This window comes from Pseudomonas sp. MH9.2, assembly GCF_034353875.1.
Lineage (GTDB): Bacteria > Pseudomonadota > Gammaproteobacteria > Pseudomonadales > Pseudomonadaceae > Aquipseudomonas.
This window is the reverse complement of record NZ_CP133784.1, coordinates 3,751,018-3,770,196: the sequence shown is the minus strand read 5'-3', so window position 1 is coordinate 3,770,196 and position 19,179 is coordinate 3,751,018. Positions and strand designations below refer to the sequence as shown.

Here is a 19,179-nt window from a genome sequence, read left to right as displayed (position 1 = left end):
AACTAAATGCCGGACTTCTCTAGCTTGCCGCTGGTCATCGAGCCCAGCGACCTGCTGGCCCGCCTTGACGCGCCAGAACTGATTCTTGTCGATCTGACCAGTAGCGCGAGCTACAGCGCCGGACACATTCCCGGCGCACGCTTCGTCGATCCGAAACGCACACAAATGGGCCACCCACCCGCGCCGGGCCTTTTGCCGTCGCAGGCCCAGCTTGAAGTCCTGTTCGGTGAGCTGGGGCATAATCCTAAAGCGGTTTACGTGGTCTATGACGACGAAGGCGGCGGTTGGGCCGGACGCTTTATCTGGTTGCTAGACGTGATTGGTCACTCACGCTATCACTACCTCGACGGCGGCCTGCATGCCTGGCGAGCTGAAGCGCGGCCACTCTCGAGTGAGGTTCCACCGAACGTTGGAGGTCCCGTGCCATTGACCCTGCACAGCGAACCGACCGCGACCCGCGAATACCTGCAATGTCGTCTGGGCGCTGCCGATCTGGCAATTTGGGACGCACGCGGACCGACCGAATACTCAGGCGAAAAAGTCCTCGCAGCCAAGGGTGGGCATATCCCCGGCGCGGTCAATTTCGAATGGACCGCTGGCATGGACCCGGCACGCGACTTACGCATCCGCAAGGACATGCCGCAGATTCTTGAAAGCCTGGGCATCACGAAGGACAAGGAAGTGATCACCCATTGCCAGACCCACCATCGCTCCGGCTTCACCTATCTGGTGGCCAAGGCACTGGGTTATCCGCGCGTCAAAGGTTACGCCGGCTCGTGGGGCGAATGGGGTAACCACCCAGATACGCCTGTCGAAAAATGAGGCGATCCATCAGCCCGGGTCACCGCTGACCAGGGCCCGTATTGCAACCTCTTTTAACTGCAACTTTTTATAGATGCTTCGCTTTAGGAATTTTGATGAAACAGCGTTTGTTTATCCTCAGCCAGTACCTGATGCCACACCATTTGTTGTCTCGTCTGGCGGGCTGCGTTGCCGAGTGCAAGGTGCGCTGGTTCAAAAATGCCTTCACCGCCTGGTTCGCCCGGCGCTATCAGGTGGACATGACGCAAGCCTTGGTCGAAGACCTGACCGCTTATGAGCATTTCAACGCTTTCTTCACCCGCGCCCTGAAGCCTGGCGCACGACCGCTGGATGAAACGCCTGGCGCGATCCTCAGCCCTGCCGACGGCGCAGTCAGCCAATTGGGCCCAATCGATCATGGTCGAATTTTCCAGGCCAAGGGTCACAGCTTCAGCGTGCTGGAACTGCTGGGCGGTGATGCAAACCTGTCCGCACCGTTCATGGGTGGTGAATTCGCGACGATCTACTTGTCGCCAAAAGACTACCACCGGGTCCACATGCCGCTGGCCGGGACTTTGCGTGAAATGGTCTACGTGCCAGGACGCATTTTCTCGGTCAACCAGACCACAGCCGAAAACGTCCCTGAGCTGTTCGCCCGTAACGAACGCGTAGTTTGCCTGTTCGATACTGAGCGTGGCCCAATGGCCGTGGTGTTAGTGGGCGCGATGATCGTCGCCTCGATTGAAACAGTCTGGGCCGGTTTGGTTACACCGCCCAAACGCGAGCTGAAAACCGTACGCTATGACGAAGCTGCTCGCGCGCCGATTCATCTGGAGAAAGGCGCTGAGCTTGGACGCTTCAAACTGGGCTCCACCGCCATCGTGCTGTTCGGGCCAAATCAAGTAAAGTGGGCAGAACAGCTTGCCGCAGGCACTCCGGTGCAGATGGGGCAAGCCATAGGCCTGGCTGCCCAGGCGTGACGTCAAGTCACACCGCTCAACACCCTCAATCCGATAGACTGACGGGCGAGTATCGCCGCCCGTCGGCGGTACTCGATCATCAAAGGCTGCGACTGCACGCCTATGCTGCTAAAGTCGAATCTGGCAATGTTCAGATGAGCAGCCGCTCGAGCCATTGTGCTGTTGGAGTTTGTCGAGCAAATGAGTAATTCAAGTCTGGAGCTGTTGCTGCGTGTACCCACGCCAACGCAGTCGAGCCTGTCGTTCTGCGATGCCACTCCGCGCGACCTGAAACGCTGGATCTCAAGCCTGCCCAAAGCCAATCTCGGTGAAACCGCCCGCCTGCTCTACCAAGGTATGGGCGAGCTCAACCAGTTACTGACGCCCAGCGACAACCGCCTGCAATTGCTCGAACTCCTGCGCCCCGAGGTTTATTACGTCTGCAAGAACCTTGAGCGGCACTTCCTCAGTCAGGCGATTGTGCTCGACGAACGCCCGCGCAAAGTTGCGAACCTCTGCCAGGCCCTGCAAAACCACTTGGCCATTGGCTACAAACAGATCACCGCGCGCGTCTCGCCGAACCTGACTAAAGATAGAGCTTCGCTGCTGACCACCGCCATGCAGCGCGCTATGCACTGCCTCAATGGCTCTTTGATTCGCGCCAGTCAACTGTATTGCCCCGTACCAGAGGGCCTGTGGCTTGAGCTGCATCAGATTTATCTGATTGCGCGTCAGCATCAGTTAAATAACATCGCCGTGCCCGACAGCCTGGCGAGCCATACCCAGACGCTGAGCATCGAGCAAACGTATGGGGTGGCTTTGCTCTTGGGTTGTTCGCGCTGTAACCAGATGCGTCAGCTCAATATCGGCCGCTTGGCCGAAGTCCTCGGGTCCTGGAGTGCATTGATCAAGCTGCAATCGCCAGCGGAAGACTCCAGCCTGTTCGCTGTAGCACAGACCGTCGATGCGCCACCGCGTTACAAGTCACTGTTCCTTGATGAGCAACTGCCCGGTCTGCTGGGCATCAATCCACTGCCACTGGCGGCAGCCATCAAGGACTACCTGGACTTGCCCGAGGAGAAACGCGGGCAATCGCCGCTGCTAGTACCCCACGGCTTCACTCTGGATCTGTTGCAACACCTGGCGGCGGCCTGGGGCGACGTCTCCGAACGGACGTTTCAGCGCACGGCCGGCCAAGGCACCCTGACCTTGTGCCTTGGGATGAACGCCCTGCACTATTACCTGGGCGGACAGAAGTCGTTCAGCGAGATGCTCAAACTGCCCGCCGTCAGTCAGACTGCACAGTTCACGACGCAGTTCGCCAAAATCGCCTCCACCGATGCGTGGGCCACCACCTTCGACAGTGAGCGTGACGGCACATCGGACAGCATGCTGCCGTACGAGGAGATTCAGTATCAGCAGGCCGAAGTGGACGGTGGCGACCCGGTGTCCAACGCCCAGCAGACGTTCCCGACCCACGCCCTGAACGTTATCAACCACAGTCCGGGCGGCTACTGCCTGGCGTGGCCCAAAGACGTTCCGCCTCAGTTACAGGCAGGGGAAATGGTCGGCATTCAAGACGGTGCCGGTCAGGGCTGGAGTATCGCGGTCGTGCGCTGGATTCGTCAGGTTCGCGGTGGCGGCACGCAAATGGGTATTGAACTGGTTGCACCCTATGCTCAGCCATGCGGCCTGCAACTGGTACGCGTCAGCGAGCCAAGCAGCCAATACCTGCGGGCACTGCTGCTGCCTGAAGTGCGCGCAATCGACCAGCCAGCGACGTTATTGGCGCCGCGCCTGCCCTTTCAGGAAGGCAACAAGGTAAGGATCAACACCAACGGCGAAGAGCGTCGGGCCGGCCTGGGCAAGCGTCGTACCGGCACCGGCAGCTTCAATCAGTTCGAATACCAGACGATTGAGGCGCCACGCAAGAAAGGCATCGCCGGCGGCGCCGAAGATGCGACGTCCGGACAAGAGTTCGACTCGTTGTGGACGTCTTTGTAACAGGCGGCGCACCTGGTAGCACTTGGTAGGCAAGCCTGCTCCCCCAGTCAGACTGAGGGAGCAAAAACCTTATAAGCCCCGCCCATCCCGATCACGAAAACCGAGCAGGTATAGAATCCCGTCCAGCCCCAGCGTCGAGATCGCCTGTTTGGCCGACTGTTTGACCAGCGGTTTGGCTCGGAAAGCGACGCCAAGACCGGCAATCGCTAACATCGGCAAATCATTGGCCCCGTCACCGACGGCAATCGTCTGCTCAAGGCTCAGGCCTTCTTTGTGCGCCAACTCACGCAGCAGGTCGGCTTTGCGTCGAGCATCGACGATCGGCTCGATGGCCACGCCGGTAACCTTGCCATCGACCACTTCCAATTCATTGGCGAACACGTAGTCGATGCCCAACTTGGCTTGCAGCTGTTTGGCGAAATAAGTGAAACCACCCGACAGAATCGCAGTCTTGTAGCCCAATCTCTTGAGCTCGGCGAACAGGGTTTCAGCGCCCTCGGTCAGACGCAACGAAGCCCCTATTTCATCCAGCACACTGACGTCCAGGCCTTTAAGCAGCGCCAGTCGCTCTTTGAAACTGGCGCGAAAATCCAGTTCGCCACGCATGGCCCGCTCAGTAATTTCCGACACCCGCTCGCCGACACCGGCCGCCTTGGCCAGCTCGTCGATAACTTCAGCCTCGATCAGCGTCGAGTCCATGTCAAATACCGCCAGACGGCGGTTGCGCCGAAACAGCGAGTCCTGCTGGAACGCGATATCAACATTGAGTTCTTGCGCCACGCTGAGGAACTCGGCCTGCATCGCACCTGGATCGGCCGGCTCGCCGCGCACGGAAAACTCGATGCAACCCTTGCCTTTATCGGCTGGCGTATCGAGCGGCATGCGTCCCGACAGGCGATCAATCTGATCGATGTTCAGGCCATACTTGGCGGTAATGGAACTGACACGCTGCAATTGCTCGGCCGTGACCTTACGGGTGAGCAACGTCACGATATGCCGCGCCTTGCCCTGCCCGTTGACCCAGTGCGCGTAGTCCTCTTCGGAAACTGCCGTGAAGCGCACCTGCTGATCAAGCTTGTAAGCCGTGAACAGGATGTCTTTAAGCACCGAGGAGCCTTGTTCGGTTCCCGGAATCTCAACCAGGATGCCGAACGACAACGTGTCGTGGATCACCGCCTGACCAATATCGAGAATATTCACCCCACCCTGGGCAAGCACCCCGGTAATGGCCGCAGTGAGACCCGGACGGTCTTCACCAGTGATGTTTATCAGGACGATTTCGCGCAAGGCGCACCCCCGCAGTGGAAAAAAACCGCATTCTAACCACTTTCAGTGACCATCGGGCACAGCGAGCGCTTTGCCGCTCAAGGGTCGGTCGCTATACTGCCCGGCAACTTCACCAAAAGAACCGTGCTCAGTGAACCGGCCCACGCCAGTTAAAACCGATAATTTTTTCCTGCTGATCTTTCGGGCATTGCGCCATAGGCGTGTACCGCTTGCTTTGCGCATAGCCAGCCATAACGTGATTCTGGTCGCCTTGGCGTTGGTGATCTATGCCTGCGTGATGGGCCTGCAGTTCAAGCAGGCCATGCACGAACAGGCTGATGCCCTCGGCCAGGCCCTGACCACGCAAACCGCGACGTCCGCCACGGAACTGTTGGTGTCCAACGACATCCTCAGTCTCAACGTACTGTTGGGCAATCTGGTGAAGAACCCGCTAGTGGCCCACGCAGCCATCTACAGCGTGGATAACCGCATCCTTGCAGAAGCCGGTCAGCGCCCTAAAAACGGCCTGCTGGGTGAAGCCGAAGGCTTGTACGAGATCAAAATCACCTTCCAGGACGTGATCGCCGGGCATCTGCGCATCAGCCTGGACATGGCGCAATTCCAGCAGCCGATGACCATCAGCTTGCAAAGCATGGGCATCCTCAGCGGCATTCTGCTGGCATTGGCACTGGCGCTGAGCTTGCGTCTGGGTCGTTATATCTCGACGCCCCTGCTGCAATTGCGCGTGTGGCTGCGCGATATCGACGAGCACACACCCGCCACCGAGCGTCAGGATGAAATCGGCGACCTGGCCCGTCAACTGCACGCCTCGTTCGCGCCCGAACCGCCTGAACCTCAGCCCGTTCCGGAACCCGAATACGACGAACACGCTGGCAACGATCCGCACCTTGAAACCGAAGAGGACGACGAACCCGGGTTTACCGCGAACGACCTGCACGAACCTGGTTTCGATGAAGCACCTAAACCTCGCCTGCCAGCGCAAGCGCCGAGGCGCATCGTCGCGGAAGAAGATGAAGAGGACGAAGAAGACCCCTTCGCCGATCTGCGTGATCATTCCACCCCCGCACCCGTGGTCAAGCACGCTCCGATTGTCCCGAGCCAGCCGCAACACAGTGCGGTACTGGCCGTACAGCTTGGCGCCCAGGATCAACTGCGCCGTTTGCCCCGCGCTCGCCTGACCGATTTGCTGCAACGTTACCGTGACTGCCTGGATCAGGCGGCATCGCTGTATCAAAGCGAACTGCACACCCTGAACGATGGCAGCACGCTGATGCTGTTCCATAGCCAGGACAGTGGCGAGGATTACCTGACCAACGCAATTTGCTGTGGCGAGCTCCTGCGCGCCCTGGGCCATGCCTTGCAGATCGAGGTCGCCGACAGCGGCATCACTCTGCAATTGCAGTTAGGCCTGACCCTGAGTGACGGGCTGTTCGGTTTGAGTCAAATCGACCTGTTGCTGACCGAAACCGCCCAAGATGCACTTGCGCTGTCACAACACAGCCGGAACCTGCTGCTGGTGGAGCGCAAGATCAGTGATGATGTCCTGATCCGCCAACGCGCCCGTATCCGACCTATCGCCAGCCCGGAAGGCGCTTGCTGCGTCGAACGGCTGATGGAACCCTACCCATCCATGCTCGAACGCCAACTGGCGCGGATGCATGAGAGCCGGGGCAAGGTTTAGCGGATACCGCCATCGCGGATAAGCCTGCGCCAGCCTGAAGGTGTTGGTGAGTCACCGCCCAATAAAAAGCCCACATCGCTGTGGGCTTTTTATTGGGCGGTGGAGCCACTTCCTTAGAAGCGGAACACTTCCATATCCGTACGAATCGGTGAAGCCAAGGGAATCTTTGGTCTGCCCTGATCTTGCTCTTTATTAGTGCGAGTCTGAGCCGAAGGCTGCTTTTTAGGTTCGTCCGCAGGCTGGTTGGCCAGGGGTTTGACCGCAACGCTCAACTGATCGGCCAGACGCTGCAAAAGTACGCCCTGCGCTTTTACCTGTGCAGCAGAGGTCCCGACGTGGGGCTCTTCCAGGTGAATCAGTCGGCTATCGCGAACCTGGCCCCTGCGATCAAGCAAGCGCCACTGAGCATCGAGCACCGCTGGTTGGCTTACACCCGAATCAAGCCGGGTAATGGACAATAAGACCTGCACATCCGGTGTAAAACCAGCGACAGCCGGTGCCAGCACCACCCGCTGACTGTCCAGCTTCCAGGCCAGTCGGCGCAACAGTAGTTGATCGATGTCAGAAGACAGACTACCCGCCCAGCGACCATCGGCCGATGCCGTCAGGCTGCCATCCGGCTGCCGTTGCAACAGGGTTTCACGTTGAAGGTAATCGGCCACTGAAACCGGCCCCAACAAAACAGCCAGCCCTGCACTTTGTTTAGGTTGACCCGGCTCACCGGCGTCAAGCTGATATAACGAAGTCGGTTGTTGCATGCTGCAACCGGCAAGCCCAATTACGCCGGTCATTAATAAAACAAAAGGAAGGCGTAAAAAATTCATCATCCCATCCAGGTAGTCGCCACAAGGCACACCACAGCGTCAATACTCACAAAATACATGAAGGCACTCAGCCACGCTGGTGACTCAAGACGTCATATCATCCGTGAATATTGCTCATGACTCCAGCGATTATGCGTCGGCCATCATGGCCAAATGAAGACCGAGCGCTCTATTCCGGCATTACAGGCTACTTTCGACCAATAATGCATCCACACGCTGGAAGCCTCGGGGAAGCTTGTTACCGCGTCGACCGCGCTCCCCTTTGTAATGCTCGAGGTCATCAGCCTTCAACGACAGGGTGCGCTTGCCGGCTTGCAGCACCAATGTCGCGCCTTCCGGGACCACCGCCAGGTCGGTCACGTACTCTTCGCGGCTGGCCACACGCTCGCCCGGAATACCGATGATTTTGTTGCCCTTGCCTTTGCCCAGCTGCGGCAAATCACTGACTTTGAAAATCAACAAGCGTCCCTCAGTGGTCACTGCCGCAAGCCAGTTTTGCTCACGATCAGCCACTGGCCGCGGCAGAATCACCTTGGCGCCATTAGGCAGACTCAGCAACGCCTTGCCCGCCTTGTTCTTGGCTTGCAGGTCTTCACCTTTAACCACAAAGCCATAGCCTGCGTCGGAAGCGATGACGTACAGCGCGTCGTCGTCCGGCAACAGTACACATTCAAAGCTCGCACCCGGCGGCGGCGTGAGACGACCGCTCAACGGTTCGCCCTGGCCACGGGCGGACGGCAAGGTGTGTGCCGGCAGCGAGTAGCTGCGCCCCGTAGAGTCAATGAAAACCGCAAATTGGTTGGAGCGCCCGGCGGCCGAGGTCTTGAAGCTATCCCCGGCTTTGTAGGAAAGACCGGTGGCGTCGATATCGTGACCCTTGGCGCAACGCACCCAACCTTTATCCGACAGCACAACTGTGACCGGCTCGGTCGGCATCAGCTCGTTTTCCGACAACGCCTTGGCTTCAGTGCGGGACACAATAGGCGAGCGACGGTTGTCGCCATACGTTTCAGCGTCCGCGATCAGCTCAGTGCGCACCAGCTTACGCAACTTGGTTTCGCTGCCCAGCAGCGATTGCAGACGCGCCTGTTCCTTGCGCAACTCATCCTGCTCGGCCCGCAGCTTCATTTCTTCCAGGCGAGCCAGTTGACGCAAACGCGTGTCGAGGATGTAGTCAGCCTGAATTTCCGACAGCGCGAACCGCTCGATCAGCTCCGCTTTCGGGTGTTCTGCGGTGCGGATGATATGGATGACTTCATCCAGGTTCAGGTAAGCCGTTAGCAAACCGTCCAACAGGTGCAGGCGGCGCTCGACCTTGTCCAGACGGAATTGCAAACGTCGGCGCACGGTGCCGATACGGAACACCAGCCACTCGCTGAGCAACGCCTTGAGGTTCTTGAGTTGCGGCTTGCCATCGAGACCGATGATGTTGATGTTCACCCGGTAGCTGGATTCCAGCTCGGTGGTGGCGAACAGATGCTGCATCAACTCGTCGAGTTCGACCCGATTGGAACGCGGGATAATCACGATGCGGCAAGGATGCTCATGATCCGACTCGTCGCGTAAATCGGCGACCATCGGCAGCTTCTTGGCCTGCATCTGCGCAGCGATCTGCTCCAGCACTTTGGCGCCGGACACCTGATGCGGCAACGCAGTGACGACGATATCGCCGTCTTCGATGCGATACACCGCACGCATGCGCACCGAGCCTTTGCCGGTTTCGTACATTTTCAGCAGATCGGCGTGCGGGGTGATGATTTCCGCTTCGGTCGGATAATCCGGGCCCTTAATGTGCTCACACAGCTCTTCGATCGTGGCCTTGGGCTCATCGAGCAAATGCACGCAGGCAGAGGCGACTTCACGCAAGTTATGCGGCGGTACATCAGTGGCCATGCCCACGGCGATGCCGGTGGTGCCGTTGAGCAGAATATTCGGCAGGCGCGCCGGCAACACGGCCGGCTCGTCGAGGGTTCCGTCGAAGTTCGGTACCCAATCCGCCGTGCCCTGACCCAGTTCGCTGAGCAGCACTTCGGAATAGCGCGACAACCGGGCTTCGGTGTAACGCATGGCGGCGAAGGACTTCGGATCATCCGGCGCGCCCCAGTTACCCTGACCGTCGACCAGCGTGTAGCGATAGCTGAACGGCTGCGCCATCAGCACCATGGCTTCATAGCAGGCCGAGTCGCCATGGGGGTGGAATTTACCGAGAACGTCGCCGACGGTACGCGCCGACTTCTTGTGCTTGGAGTCGGCATCGAGCCCCAACTCGCTCATGGCGTAGATAATACGCCGCTGTACAGGCTTCAGGCCGTCGCCGATATGCGGCAGGGCACGGTCCATGATCACGTACATGGAGTAGTTGAGGTAGGCCTGTTCTGTGAAGTCAGCCAGTGATCGGCGTTCTACGCCATCCAGGCTGAGGTCAAGGGAATTGCTCATGCAAGCCTCATCATTTCGTGGTCTGGCGCAGCAGCATAGTGCCGCCGCGCTGGGTGAATTCAAGTTGTTTCATTGCGCTCATGCCCAGCAGTATCTGTTCGCCTTCCAGACCGGGCGCCACCAGGGCGCGTACGTCATGCAGGACGATATCGCCCACTTGCAGACGGTCGATCGTGGTGCGAAACCCCTCGCTCCGGCCATTGGCGGTATTGACCGTCACCGGCGTGCCGCGTTTGAGTCGCAATGTATCGGCTACCTTGCCGGGAATCGCAACGTCGGTGGCGCCGGTATCCAGTAAAAACTGCACCGTCTGGCCATTGATCTGACCACTGCTGACGAAATGGCCCTGGCCGTTGCTCAGCAGTTGCACTTCGATATAGCCATCACCGTGTTGCGAAGTTACCTCCGTATTGGGGTTTTCCTGGCGCGCCTCCCACTGCCCGAAAAAGCGTGTGGCCAGAAACAGCGCAGCACCCCACGCCAGAATCATCAGCACGCGGCCCGCACGCTTGCCGGGAAGTTGCTGACTCACGGCTTGGCGCTCCAACCACCCTCGGGTGCCGCGAAACGCCAGACTATCGGACGTTTCTCGCCATCGGCTCGGGCGCCAAAGTTATTGTCGACACCGATCCAGGCGCCTTCCGCGTCTATAACCAGCGCCTCGGCCAGTCCGTAAGGCTGCGAATAACGTCGCGACGGCACCAATGCATCATCGGCGAACGACCAGCAAAGCTCGACCTTCCCAGTGTCCAGATCGCGACGACAGACTCGATATGCGGCGCGTTCCAGGGTAAACAGCTTGCCGTTGAACAGCGAAATATCGGAAAAGTCTTTTGGCGCCTCGCGACTGTCCATTTGCGCCGGCATGGTTTGCTTGCCCGCCTCACTGAGGATCACGCAACCCCCTTTGCAGCTCCAGGCAGCCTGATCACGATGGACCACCAGCAACCCGCGCTTCTGCCGCTCGGCCGCCAGCCACAGCCGATCTCCGGCCGGATTGATCGCGATACCCTCGAAGATCGCATTGAAGTGCTGGAGCATTCCCTTGGCACGCGCCTGGCGGACCAGACTCGGCGGCAGCTTCAACCAACTCGGCGCGCCGGAAACAGGCACTTGCAGCACCGCCGCGTACCCCTCGCTGACCAGGTAACGATTCCCCGCCGCGTCGCACGTCACGCCTTCGAAATCCAGGGCGCCCCCACGAACCAGCGACGACGCCCCGACCATCGAACGCACACTCAACGCCAGACCACTGTCCGGCACGGTCGGCACGTCAATGGTATTCGCCTCGGCCTTCCACACCACCGAAGAGGTATCGAGCCTGTACAGCAAGGCATCATCGCGGTCCGATACTGTCCACAGCTCGCCATTGCAAGACGCCAGTCCCGACAGATTACCGCCCACCATGCCCTCGACCGCATGTTCGGACAGCATCTTCAGTTCAGCCAGCGGCGCTGCGAATACCGGTGAAGCGATCAGCCATAACGCGACGAACCAGCCTCTCATCAAGTGAGAACCTCGGCCAGATTGCCTTTTGATTCGAGCCAGGTCTTGCGGTCGCCCGCGCGTTTTTTTGCCAGCAACATATCCATCATTTCCGAGGTCGCCGCGTAATCGTCCAGGGTGAGCTGGACCAGGCGCCGGGTGTTCGGGTCCATGGTGGTTTCGCGAAGCTGGGGCGGGTTCATCTCACCCAGGCCTTTGAATCGGGTGACCTGTGGCTTACCGCGCTTTTTCTCCGCGATCAGACGATCAAGAATCCCGTCACGCTCCGACTCATCCAGCGCGTAGTAGATCTCTTTGCCCAGGTCGATCCGGTACAGCGGCGGCATTGCAACGTAGACGTGGCCCGCGTCCACCAGCGGGCGGAAATGCTGGACGAATAACGCACAAAGCAACGTTGCGATGTGCAGGCCGTCGGAGTCGGCGTCGGCGAGAATACAAATCTTGCCGTAACGCAGCTGGCTGATGTCGGCCACACCCGGGTCAACGCCGATGGCCACGGCGATGTTGTGCACTTCCTGGCTGGCGAGCACTTCACCGCCATCGACTTCCCAGGTATTAAGGATCTTGCCGCGCAACGGCAAGATCGCTTGAAACTCTTTGTCTCGCGCCTGTTTGGCCGAACCGCCAGCGGAGTCGCCTTCGACCAGAAACAGCTCGGAACGCATCGGGTCCTGTCCGGCGCAGTCGGCCAGCTTGCCAGGCAGCGCGGGGCCTTGAGTGACGCGTTTACGCTCAACCTTCTTGCTGGCCTTAAGGCGACGACCAGCGTTGTTGATCGCCAATTCCGCCAACTGCATACCGAGTTCGGAGTGCGTATTGAGCCACAGGCTAAATGCGTCCTTGACCACGCCAGAGACGAACGCCGCCGCTTCACGCGATGACAGCCGCTCTTTGGTCTGGCCGGAGAATTGCGGCTCCTGCATTTTCATCGACAGGACGAACGCGATCTTCTCCCAGACGTCTTCGGGCGCCAGTTTGACGCCACGCGGCAGCAGGTTGCGGAACTCGCAAAACTCGCGCATCGCGTCAAGTAAACCCTGGCGCAGGCCGTTGACGTGGGTCCCGCCCTGCTGGGTAGGAATCAGGTTGACGTAGCTTTCCTGAACGCTGTCGCCACCCTCGGGCAACCAGAGCAAAGCCCAATCGATGGCTTCTTTATTACCGGCGAAACTGCCGCAGAATGGTTCATCCGGTAGACGCAAAAACTCGCTGACCGAATCTTGCAGGTAAGAACGCAAGCCGTCTTCGAAATGCCACTCGATTTTCTCGCCGGTGGCTTTGTCTTCGAAGCTGACCAACAGCCCCGGGCACAATACCGCCTTGGCTTTGAGCACATGCTTGAGGCGGCTGACAGAGAATTTCGGCGTGTCGAAATATTTAGGGTCCGGAGCGAAGTACACGCTGGTCCCGGTATTGCGTTTACCAACCGTGCCGATAACCGCCAGTTCGCTGGCTTTGTAGCCGTCAGCGAAGGTCATTTCGTATTCGTTGCCGTCGCGTTTGACCCGGACCCGAACATGGTTCGAGAGCGCGTTCACCACGGAAATCCCCACGCCGTGCAGGCCGCCTGAGAACTGGTAGTTCTTGTTCGAGAACTTGCCGCCCGCGTGCAGTTTGGTCAGGATCAGCTCGACGCCAGACACACCCTCTTCCGGGTGAATGTCCACCGGCATACCGCGACCGTCATCGGACACTTCCAGCGAGTTGTCGGCGTGAAGAATGACCTGCACCGATTTCGCATGCCCGGCAAGGGCTTCATCGACGCTGTTGTCGATAACTTCCTGGGCGAGGTGGTTCGGCCGCGTGGTGTCGGTGTACATGCCCGGGCGTTTGCGTACCGGGTCGAGGCCCGAGAGGACTTCGATGGCGTCTGCGTTATAAGAGCTAGCGCTGGGATTGGCCATGGGGTCTCGTCATCAGTCGTTCGTGAAATTTCGGAATATCAGTCAATTGATTACAGGTGTTACAGCACAGAACGATCAATCGCCTGGAGCAGCGCCGGGGCAAAGCCTGCAAAACCCAGCAACGCCGGCAACTGCTCGGTAAAGCCCTGAAAGCTGTGATCGCCGCCAGGCTGAATGCGCAAGGCGCACGCTCGGTAATAGGACTGGGCACTGCGGTAGTCCAGGGTTTCATCACCTGTCTGCAACCACACCTGGAAGCGCAACGGATCCTGCGGGGCGGGCACTTCCAGTTCGGCGAGAGCCTGCACATGGTCGTGGGTCAACTCCCAGCTTTCACCGCTGTAAAGATTCTGTTGGGTACCGATATACCCGTCGAACAGCCGATGTGGCATGACTGCCGGGTTGATCAGCAGAGCCTTGAGGCCATGGCGCTCAGCCAAGTGAGTGGCATAGTAGCCGCCGAGGGAGCTGCCGACCAGCAGCGGTCGACCCAGCTCGGTGATCAATGCGTCGAGCTGAGCAATCGCCTGACGCGGGTGATGATGCAGCTCCGGCACCCGCAAATGCTCATCGAGGCCAAGCGTTTGCATCAAGGTCGACAACTGGCTGGCCTTCTTTGAGCGCGGCGAGCTGTTCAAACCATGGATATACAACAGTGTGGATGGTTCGCCGGTCACATTCCCTCCTGAAACTTTTGAGCGCAAGCAAAGACGCGCAGTTTACAGGGACTGCCGCCCGTTGACTCGCCTTCAGACATTTCCCACTCAAATCAGGACGGATCGCTCAATAACCTCGGCCACTGTAATCCACGTCAAAGGCCAGCCCCTCTACCCGCGACACACCGGTTTCAAGGCGGCCGTCTGCGTGCAGACGCAACCAGCGGTAGCCTGGCGCGGTGCTGTCGACCTTGAACTCGACACTGCCCGGTGCAAACTGAATGCAGGTGGACGGTGAGGCCAGCAGCCGTACGCCATTGCGCAGCTGGTCGTATTCCTGATGGACATGGCCCCAGAGTACAGCGCGCACCTGCGGGAATCGATCAAGCACGGCAAACAGCGCCTCGGGGTTACGCAGGCCGATGGGGTCCATCCAGGCACAACCGATGTTCACTGGATTGTGGTGCAGGCACACCAGATGGTGGCGATCAGGCTCTTCACTCAGGGACTGCGCCAACAGCTGCAATTGCTGATCCTGCAAATACCCCGGCACCGAACCAGGCACCGAAGAGTCCAGCAGGGTGATACGCCAATGGCCGAGATCGATGATCGGCGCGAGAAAATCGCTCTGCCGCGCAGCCTCGGTCATCGCCGGCACCTCATCGTGATTCCCGGGAAACCAACGCGCCGGTGCCTGAATCCGCCCACTGGCCTGACGAAACGCCTGGTAGGACTCAAGACTGCCGTCCTGGGACAAATCACCGCTGGCGATCAGCAGGTCGATCTGCGACTGCTCAGCCAGGACGCACTCAATCACCTTGTTCAGGCTTTCAAAGGTACTCATGCCCAGCAGCTTTTCGTCTGCATTGGCAAACAAATGGCTGTCGGTTAGCTGGACCAGCAGGACTGAAGAATCGGCGATAGGGCTGGGGGGGCTCGGCAAGGCCATCTCCTTGAGCGGGGTCTGCGACGATTATGGCGGCCGATGGTAGAGGCGGCAAACCTGTCCAACGATTCGGCTTACATTTGAGGGGATATCAAAATCTGCATTACATCGACTTATCTCTGACAGACAACCAGACATAGCGTGCAAGACTCTTTCCCTCACATGGAGGCCGAACAATGAGGGTAACGAGCGGACATAGCCAGCAAAGTTCATTCCAGATATGTCTACACGGCAACGCAGAACAAGACGCCGGCTATATTGAAATCTCCCCCATAACACTGAGATTTACCCATGCACGGATGCGCCCTGAATCGCCTTTGCCACTCCAACATCGATGTTCAACTCATGCGCTGGACGCTCGTGTTGATTTTTGCATTGTTTGGTTACACCAAATGGTTCCCTTACGAGGCACAATCGCTGATCCCGCTGATGTCTAACAGCGCGCTATTCTCATGGCTGTACCCGGCCTTTGGCGTGCAAGGCGCAAGCTATGCGCTGGGCGTGGCCGAATGGGCCATTGGCTTGGGATTGGTGGTCGGAGCCTGGATGCCAAGGGTTTCTGTCGTCGCAGCCGCGGCCTCCGTCGTCACGTTCCTCACTACCTTGACACTCATCATTTCTACACCAAGTGGATGGGAAGCATCTGCTGGCGGTTTCCCTGCCATGGGCAGCGCTACCTCTTTCCTTATTAAAGACGCTGTACTGTTGGCCGCATCATTTAGTCTGTTCAAGCATGATTTGATCGCCGTCCGCAGTGCCCCCACAAAACAGTAAGTCTGTAATGGATTCACGTCACTTCAGCGCGCGACAGGGGAAAACTCCCCGCGCGTAGCTGTTTAATAGAGCCCTTCCACAGCCGCCTTAGCGCACCACTTCAAACTCATGCCCGCACGCCAGGCAATGGCTCAGCCACTCCCCAAGAAACAGGTTGAGCTGGGCTTTTTCATCCGGCTGGTGCATGGCGGCATTGGGATAAGGGTAGATGCCGCGAAACCGGCGGGCATGTTCGGCGCCGATGACTTCGGCCATGCGGGCGTCGTGATAGACCTGCACTTCGAGCTTGGGCACCGGCAGCCACGGCAGGCTGTGTTCCTGACGCACTTGCAGGGTGGTGGTGTACGGACAATCGAGCAGCACTTCGACGGCCAGCACACCGAGCATTTGATCGCCCTGGGTGACGGCCACCCGACGCGAGCGTTGCTGGTTGCGCATGTCGGGGAGCAATCGCATCAAGCGCGCATAGTTGGCCTCGCAGGCCGCTTGCAGCCCGACAAGGTCAACACGGTAGCGCTCGCGCACAAGGTTCACGACCATTGCCCCCTGACTTCAGTACGGTTCAATGCCAGCCATTGCAATGCAATAAGAGTGGCCGCGTTGAAAATTCGTCCATCACGTACGGCCTGTAGCGCATCGTCCAGCGACCACACCGTCACGCGAATATCCTCGCCTTCCGCTTCCAGCCCGTGTAACCCTCCCGCCCCTCGCTTTCGCAATGCCCCAAGTACAGGTGAACGTATTCACTGCTGCCACCCGGCGATGGAAAGTACTTGGTGATCGGCAACATCGCACTGAAAGTAAGTCCAGCTTCCTCTTCTGCCTCGCGGTGGGCAACCTCTTCTGGTTCCTCGTCCTTGTCGATCAGACCGGCCACCAGCTCAATCAACCACGGGTTATCGACCTTGCCCAGTGCACCGACTCGAAACTGCTCAATCAGGACCACCTCGTCGCGCTTGGCATCGTAGGGCAGCACGCACACCGCATCGTGACGAACAAACAACTCACGGCTGATTTCGTTGCTCATGCCGCCACCGAAAAGCTCGTGGCGCAGGTGCATGCGGTCGAGGCGGTAAAAACCCTTGAAGCAGTTTTCACGCTTCGTAATTGCCACCGCCACCGGGACGGATCTGGTCGTATCACTCATATAGTTCTCGCTACTGGCCCACGTCGACTTCGCGCCATCCTAGCGCGGTCTTTCACCGGATGCAGCCCTTTAAACCAGTCATTGGGGCAACCGGGGTAGACGGCCAGGTCGCAAACAACTTCTAATTAGCCTAGTGGCGAACTGATGGGGCTGCTTGCAGTCGAAACACGTCAACTCGCTTTTTTTGTTACTGCCAAGGATCAACATGTCAATTTTGAGGATCACTTCGCTCGCGTGCATCGCACTGATGCTGGGCGCCTGCCAGAGCCTGTTCCAGCCCGACATGCGTGCACCGCTTGAAGTCCGGCGTGATGCCTCGGAACAGATCAAGCCGGGCTGCACCGTGGCTGACTGCCCACTGGTGAACGTCGATACGGTGCATTTTCAGAGCGAGCCGACGCTCGACAGTCTTGTCGAGAAGTCCTTGCTGAAAATGACCCGTACCTCGCCGAACGCACCGTTGCCGGTGTCGCTCAAAGTCTATGAAGAACAATTCCTGCGTGAAGCGCAAAGCCACAACGGCAGCTATCTGCAAGCCAAGGTACGCGACCAGCATGACGGTCTGGTGATTGTCGAACTGTCCAGTTATCTGGACACCGGTGACGAACAGGGAACACCCGGTCGCGGATTCATCAACTACTCCCGTCAGCAACACAGAGCACTGACCCTGCAAGACATGCTTTTACCGGGCCAGGAAGAGGCATTCTGGCTGACAGCGCAGCAAGCCCACAAAGAATGGATGATCAACACCCGGTTCACTCAGGACCCCGCGTTCGTGAAGACGTGGCCGTTCCAGAAAACCCCTAACGTCGCCCTGACCTCTGGCGGAGTCATTCTAAAATACGAGGTGGCGACGATTGCCCCTTATGCCAACGGCCACATTGAGCTGAAGATGTCTTACCTTCAGCTCAATGGCATCCTCAAGCCGGAACTGTTCCCGCGCCGCGGTTGAATGTCTGACCCAGCAACAGTTGCAGCACGCCAGCCACAATCAGGGCTGGCAGTGTTGCACCCACGTCAGGGTACATGTTGGCCAGCAGGTGATAGGTGCTGACGCCACCCAGCCAGGCCAACAGCGTCATCCCGCGAAAGCCTACTGTTGCCATCTGGCTGCGGCGGCGACGCTGGATGAAGTGGTCCACCAACACCACACCGAACAACGGTGCGAACACCGAGCCGATCAGCAGCAGGAAGTTCTGGTACTGCGCCAGCGGTGCAAAGCAGGCGATCAGGGTGCAGATCACACCGATGGCCAATGCCAGATGCTCTACCTTCAAACGCAGCAGAATCCCGCTGGACACCGCCGCCGAGTGAATATCGGCGAACGCGTTTTCTGACTCGTCGAGCAGAATCAGCAACAGTGGAATACCCAGTCCGGCACCGGCCAACGCCAGCAGCAACGCATTGATTTCACCGCTCGGCGCGAACGCCAGGGTGTAGGCAACGCCCAGGCTCATCAGCCAGAAATTGCCGATAAAGAAGCCCAGCGCTGTGCCGCCAAAGACACTTTTGGCGCGTTTGCCGAACCGCGAGTAGTCGGCGATCAATGGCAGCCAGGACAACGGCATGGCAATGGCGATATCAAAACCCACGGCAAACGGCATCGAACCGTCACCGGCACGCGACCAGAGTGCGGACAAGTCGGTTTTGGTCAGCAGGTTCCAAGTCAACCACACACACGCAGCCAACAGTAGCCAGATGCCCCACTTGCGCAGTATCTGACGGACGAAAGTCAGCGGTCCGCTGACCGCCAGCAAGGTGGCCAGCGCGCCGAAGAACAACGTCCAGAGCAGAGGGTTAGCCCATAGACTGCCCTCGGCAAACGCACGCGCGCCCAGCAGACTGGCGGCGTCACGCATGATGATGATCTCGAAAGCGCCCCAACCCACCAATTGCAGCAGGTTCAGCACCGCTGGCAGCGACGCGCCACGGGTGCCAAGGCTGAGCTTGAGCGCGGCCATGGCCGAAAGCCCGGTATCGCTACCGATCACACCAACGGCGGCCAGCAGCAAAACGCCGACGAGGGTGCCAAGAAAAATCGCCAGCAGTGACCCTGACAAGCCCAGCCCCGGCGCCAGCAACGCGCCGGTTTGCAGGACCATCAGGCCAATGCCGAGGGAAAACCACAGGGAAAACAAATCACGACCGCCGAACACACGCTTGCCCGCAGGCACCGCGACGTCGGGGGAATAGGTATTGGTTGAAGGGTTCACGGGGTTATCTCAGAGGAGCAGATGATAGGGGTTAACCC

At 58.9% G+C, this 19,179-nt stretch carries 16 protein-coding genes and 1 pseudogene; 6 read left to right on the top strand and 11 right to left on the bottom strand.

Going from position 1 to position 19,179, the window contains the following annotated elements; all coding sequences use genetic code 11:
- Positions 1-6 precede the first annotated feature (6 nt).
- The 3 genes from rhdA (at position 7) to RHM55_RS17500 (ending at position 3,764) form a co-directional block, all read left to right on the top strand.
- Entirely contained in the window at positions 7-822 is an 816-nt protein-coding gene (rhdA, locus tag RHM55_RS17510; protein ID WP_219062417.1) for a thiosulfate sulfurtransferase, read from the top strand.
- An 89-nt stretch (positions 823-911) separates the two neighbouring features.
- Positions 912-1,781, top strand: a complete 870-nt coding sequence (asd, locus tag RHM55_RS17505) for an archaetidylserine decarboxylase (protein ID WP_322182998.1) — start codon at positions 912-914, stop codon at positions 1,779-1,781.
- 180 nt (positions 1,782-1,961) lie between these two features.
- Positions 1,962-3,764, top strand: coding sequence for a molecular chaperone (locus RHM55_RS17500; RefSeq protein ID WP_322177563.1), 1,803 nt, complete (start codon positions 1,962-1,964; stop codon positions 3,762-3,764).
- Between the two features lie 69 nt (positions 3,765-3,833).
- Here RHM55_RS17500 and serB read toward each other — a convergent pair whose 3' ends face one another.
- Positions 3,834-5,051 (bottom strand): phosphoserine phosphatase SerB, encoded by a 1,218-nt coding sequence (gene serB / locus RHM55_RS17495; protein ID WP_322177562.1) that lies wholly within the window; start codon positions 5,049-5,051, stop codon positions 3,834-3,836.
- 130 nt (positions 5,052-5,181) lie between these two features.
- Here serB and RHM55_RS17490 point away from each other — a divergent pair, with 130 nt between their 5' ends.
- Positions 5,182-6,732: a histidine kinase gene (locus RHM55_RS17490; RefSeq protein ID WP_322177561.1), complete on the top strand. Its 1,551-nt coding sequence runs from the start codon at positions 5,182-5,184 to the stop codon at positions 6,730-6,732.
- Between the two features lie 113 nt (positions 6,733-6,845).
- Here RHM55_RS17490 and RHM55_RS17485 read toward each other — a convergent pair whose 3' ends face one another.
- The 7 genes from RHM55_RS17485 to cpdA all read right to left on the bottom strand — a co-directional run bounded on the left by RHM55_RS17485 (position 6,846) and on the right by cpdA (position 15,010).
- Complete coding sequence (locus RHM55_RS17485) at positions 6,846-7,556, bottom strand: PqiC family protein (RefSeq protein ID WP_322177560.1); 711 nt, start codon at positions 7,554-7,556, stop codon at positions 6,846-6,848.
- Positions 7,557-7,736: 180 nt separating this feature from the next.
- A complete protein-coding gene (gene parC, locus RHM55_RS17480) occupies positions 7,737-9,995 on the bottom strand; it encodes a DNA topoisomerase IV subunit A (RefSeq protein ID WP_322177559.1) in 2,259 nt (752 codons plus the stop codon).
- Between the two features lie 10 nt (positions 9,996-10,005).
- A complete protein-coding gene (locus tag RHM55_RS17475) occupies positions 10,006-10,485 on the bottom strand; it encodes a retropepsin-like aspartic protease family protein (RefSeq protein ID WP_407074642.1) in 480 nt (159 codons plus the stop codon).
- 38 nt (positions 10,486-10,523) lie between these two features.
- Complete coding sequence (locus RHM55_RS17470; protein ID WP_322177557.1) at positions 10,524-11,501, bottom strand: esterase-like activity of phytase family protein; 978 nt, start codon at positions 11,499-11,501, stop codon at positions 10,524-10,526.
- Positions 11,501-13,405 (bottom strand): DNA topoisomerase IV subunit B, encoded by a 1,905-nt coding sequence (gene parE / locus RHM55_RS17465; RefSeq protein WP_322177556.1) that lies wholly within the window; start codon positions 13,403-13,405, stop codon positions 11,501-11,503. Before parE ends, RHM55_RS17470 begins: the two co-directional genes overlap by 1 nt.
- Positions 13,406-13,464: 59 nt before the next feature.
- Positions 13,465-14,082, bottom strand: coding sequence for a YqiA/YcfP family alpha/beta fold hydrolase (locus RHM55_RS17460; protein ID WP_322177555.1), 618 nt, complete (start codon positions 14,080-14,082; stop codon positions 13,465-13,467).
- 106 nt (positions 14,083-14,188) lie between these two features.
- Positions 14,189-15,010 carry a 3',5'-cyclic-AMP phosphodiesterase gene (gene cpdA / locus RHM55_RS17455; RefSeq protein WP_322177554.1) on the bottom strand — a complete coding sequence of 274 codons (822 nt, stop codon included), beginning with the start codon at positions 15,008-15,010 and terminating at the stop codon, positions 14,189-14,191.
- Positions 15,011-15,352: 342 nt separating this feature from the next.
- On the opposite strand from cpdA, the gene RHM55_RS17450 reads away from it, so the two are divergent.
- Entirely contained in the window at positions 15,353-15,781 is a 429-nt protein-coding gene (locus tag RHM55_RS17450) for a YkgB family protein (protein WP_322177553.1), read from the top strand.
- Positions 15,782-15,868: 87 nt separating this feature from the next.
- On the opposite strand, the gene RHM55_RS17445 is transcribed toward RHM55_RS17450, so the two are convergent.
- Both RHM55_RS17445 and RHM55_RS17440 read right to left on the bottom strand, forming a co-directional pair.
- Positions 15,869-16,321: a DUF1249 domain-containing protein gene (locus RHM55_RS17445; protein WP_219062406.1), complete on the bottom strand. Its 453-nt coding sequence runs from the start codon at positions 16,319-16,321 to the stop codon at positions 15,869-15,871.
- A pseudogene (locus RHM55_RS17440) lies at positions 16,312-16,928 on the bottom strand (NUDIX domain-containing protein). The gene RHM55_RS17445 and the pseudogene RHM55_RS17440 overlap by 10 nt, the downstream one beginning before the upstream one ends.
- 205 nt (positions 16,929-17,133) lie before the next feature.
- On the opposite strand from RHM55_RS17440, the gene RHM55_RS17435 reads away from it, so the two are divergent.
- Positions 17,134-17,880 (top strand): DUF3298 domain-containing protein, encoded by a 747-nt coding sequence (locus RHM55_RS17435; RefSeq protein ID WP_322177552.1) that lies wholly within the window; start codon positions 17,134-17,136, stop codon positions 17,878-17,880.
- Here RHM55_RS17435 and cytX read toward each other — a convergent pair.
- Entirely contained in the window at positions 17,849-19,141 is a 1,293-nt protein-coding gene (gene cytX, locus RHM55_RS17430; protein WP_322177551.1) for a putative hydroxymethylpyrimidine transporter CytX, read from the bottom strand. The genes RHM55_RS17435 and cytX overlap by 32 nt on opposite strands.
- Positions 19,142-19,179 lie beyond the last annotated feature (38 nt).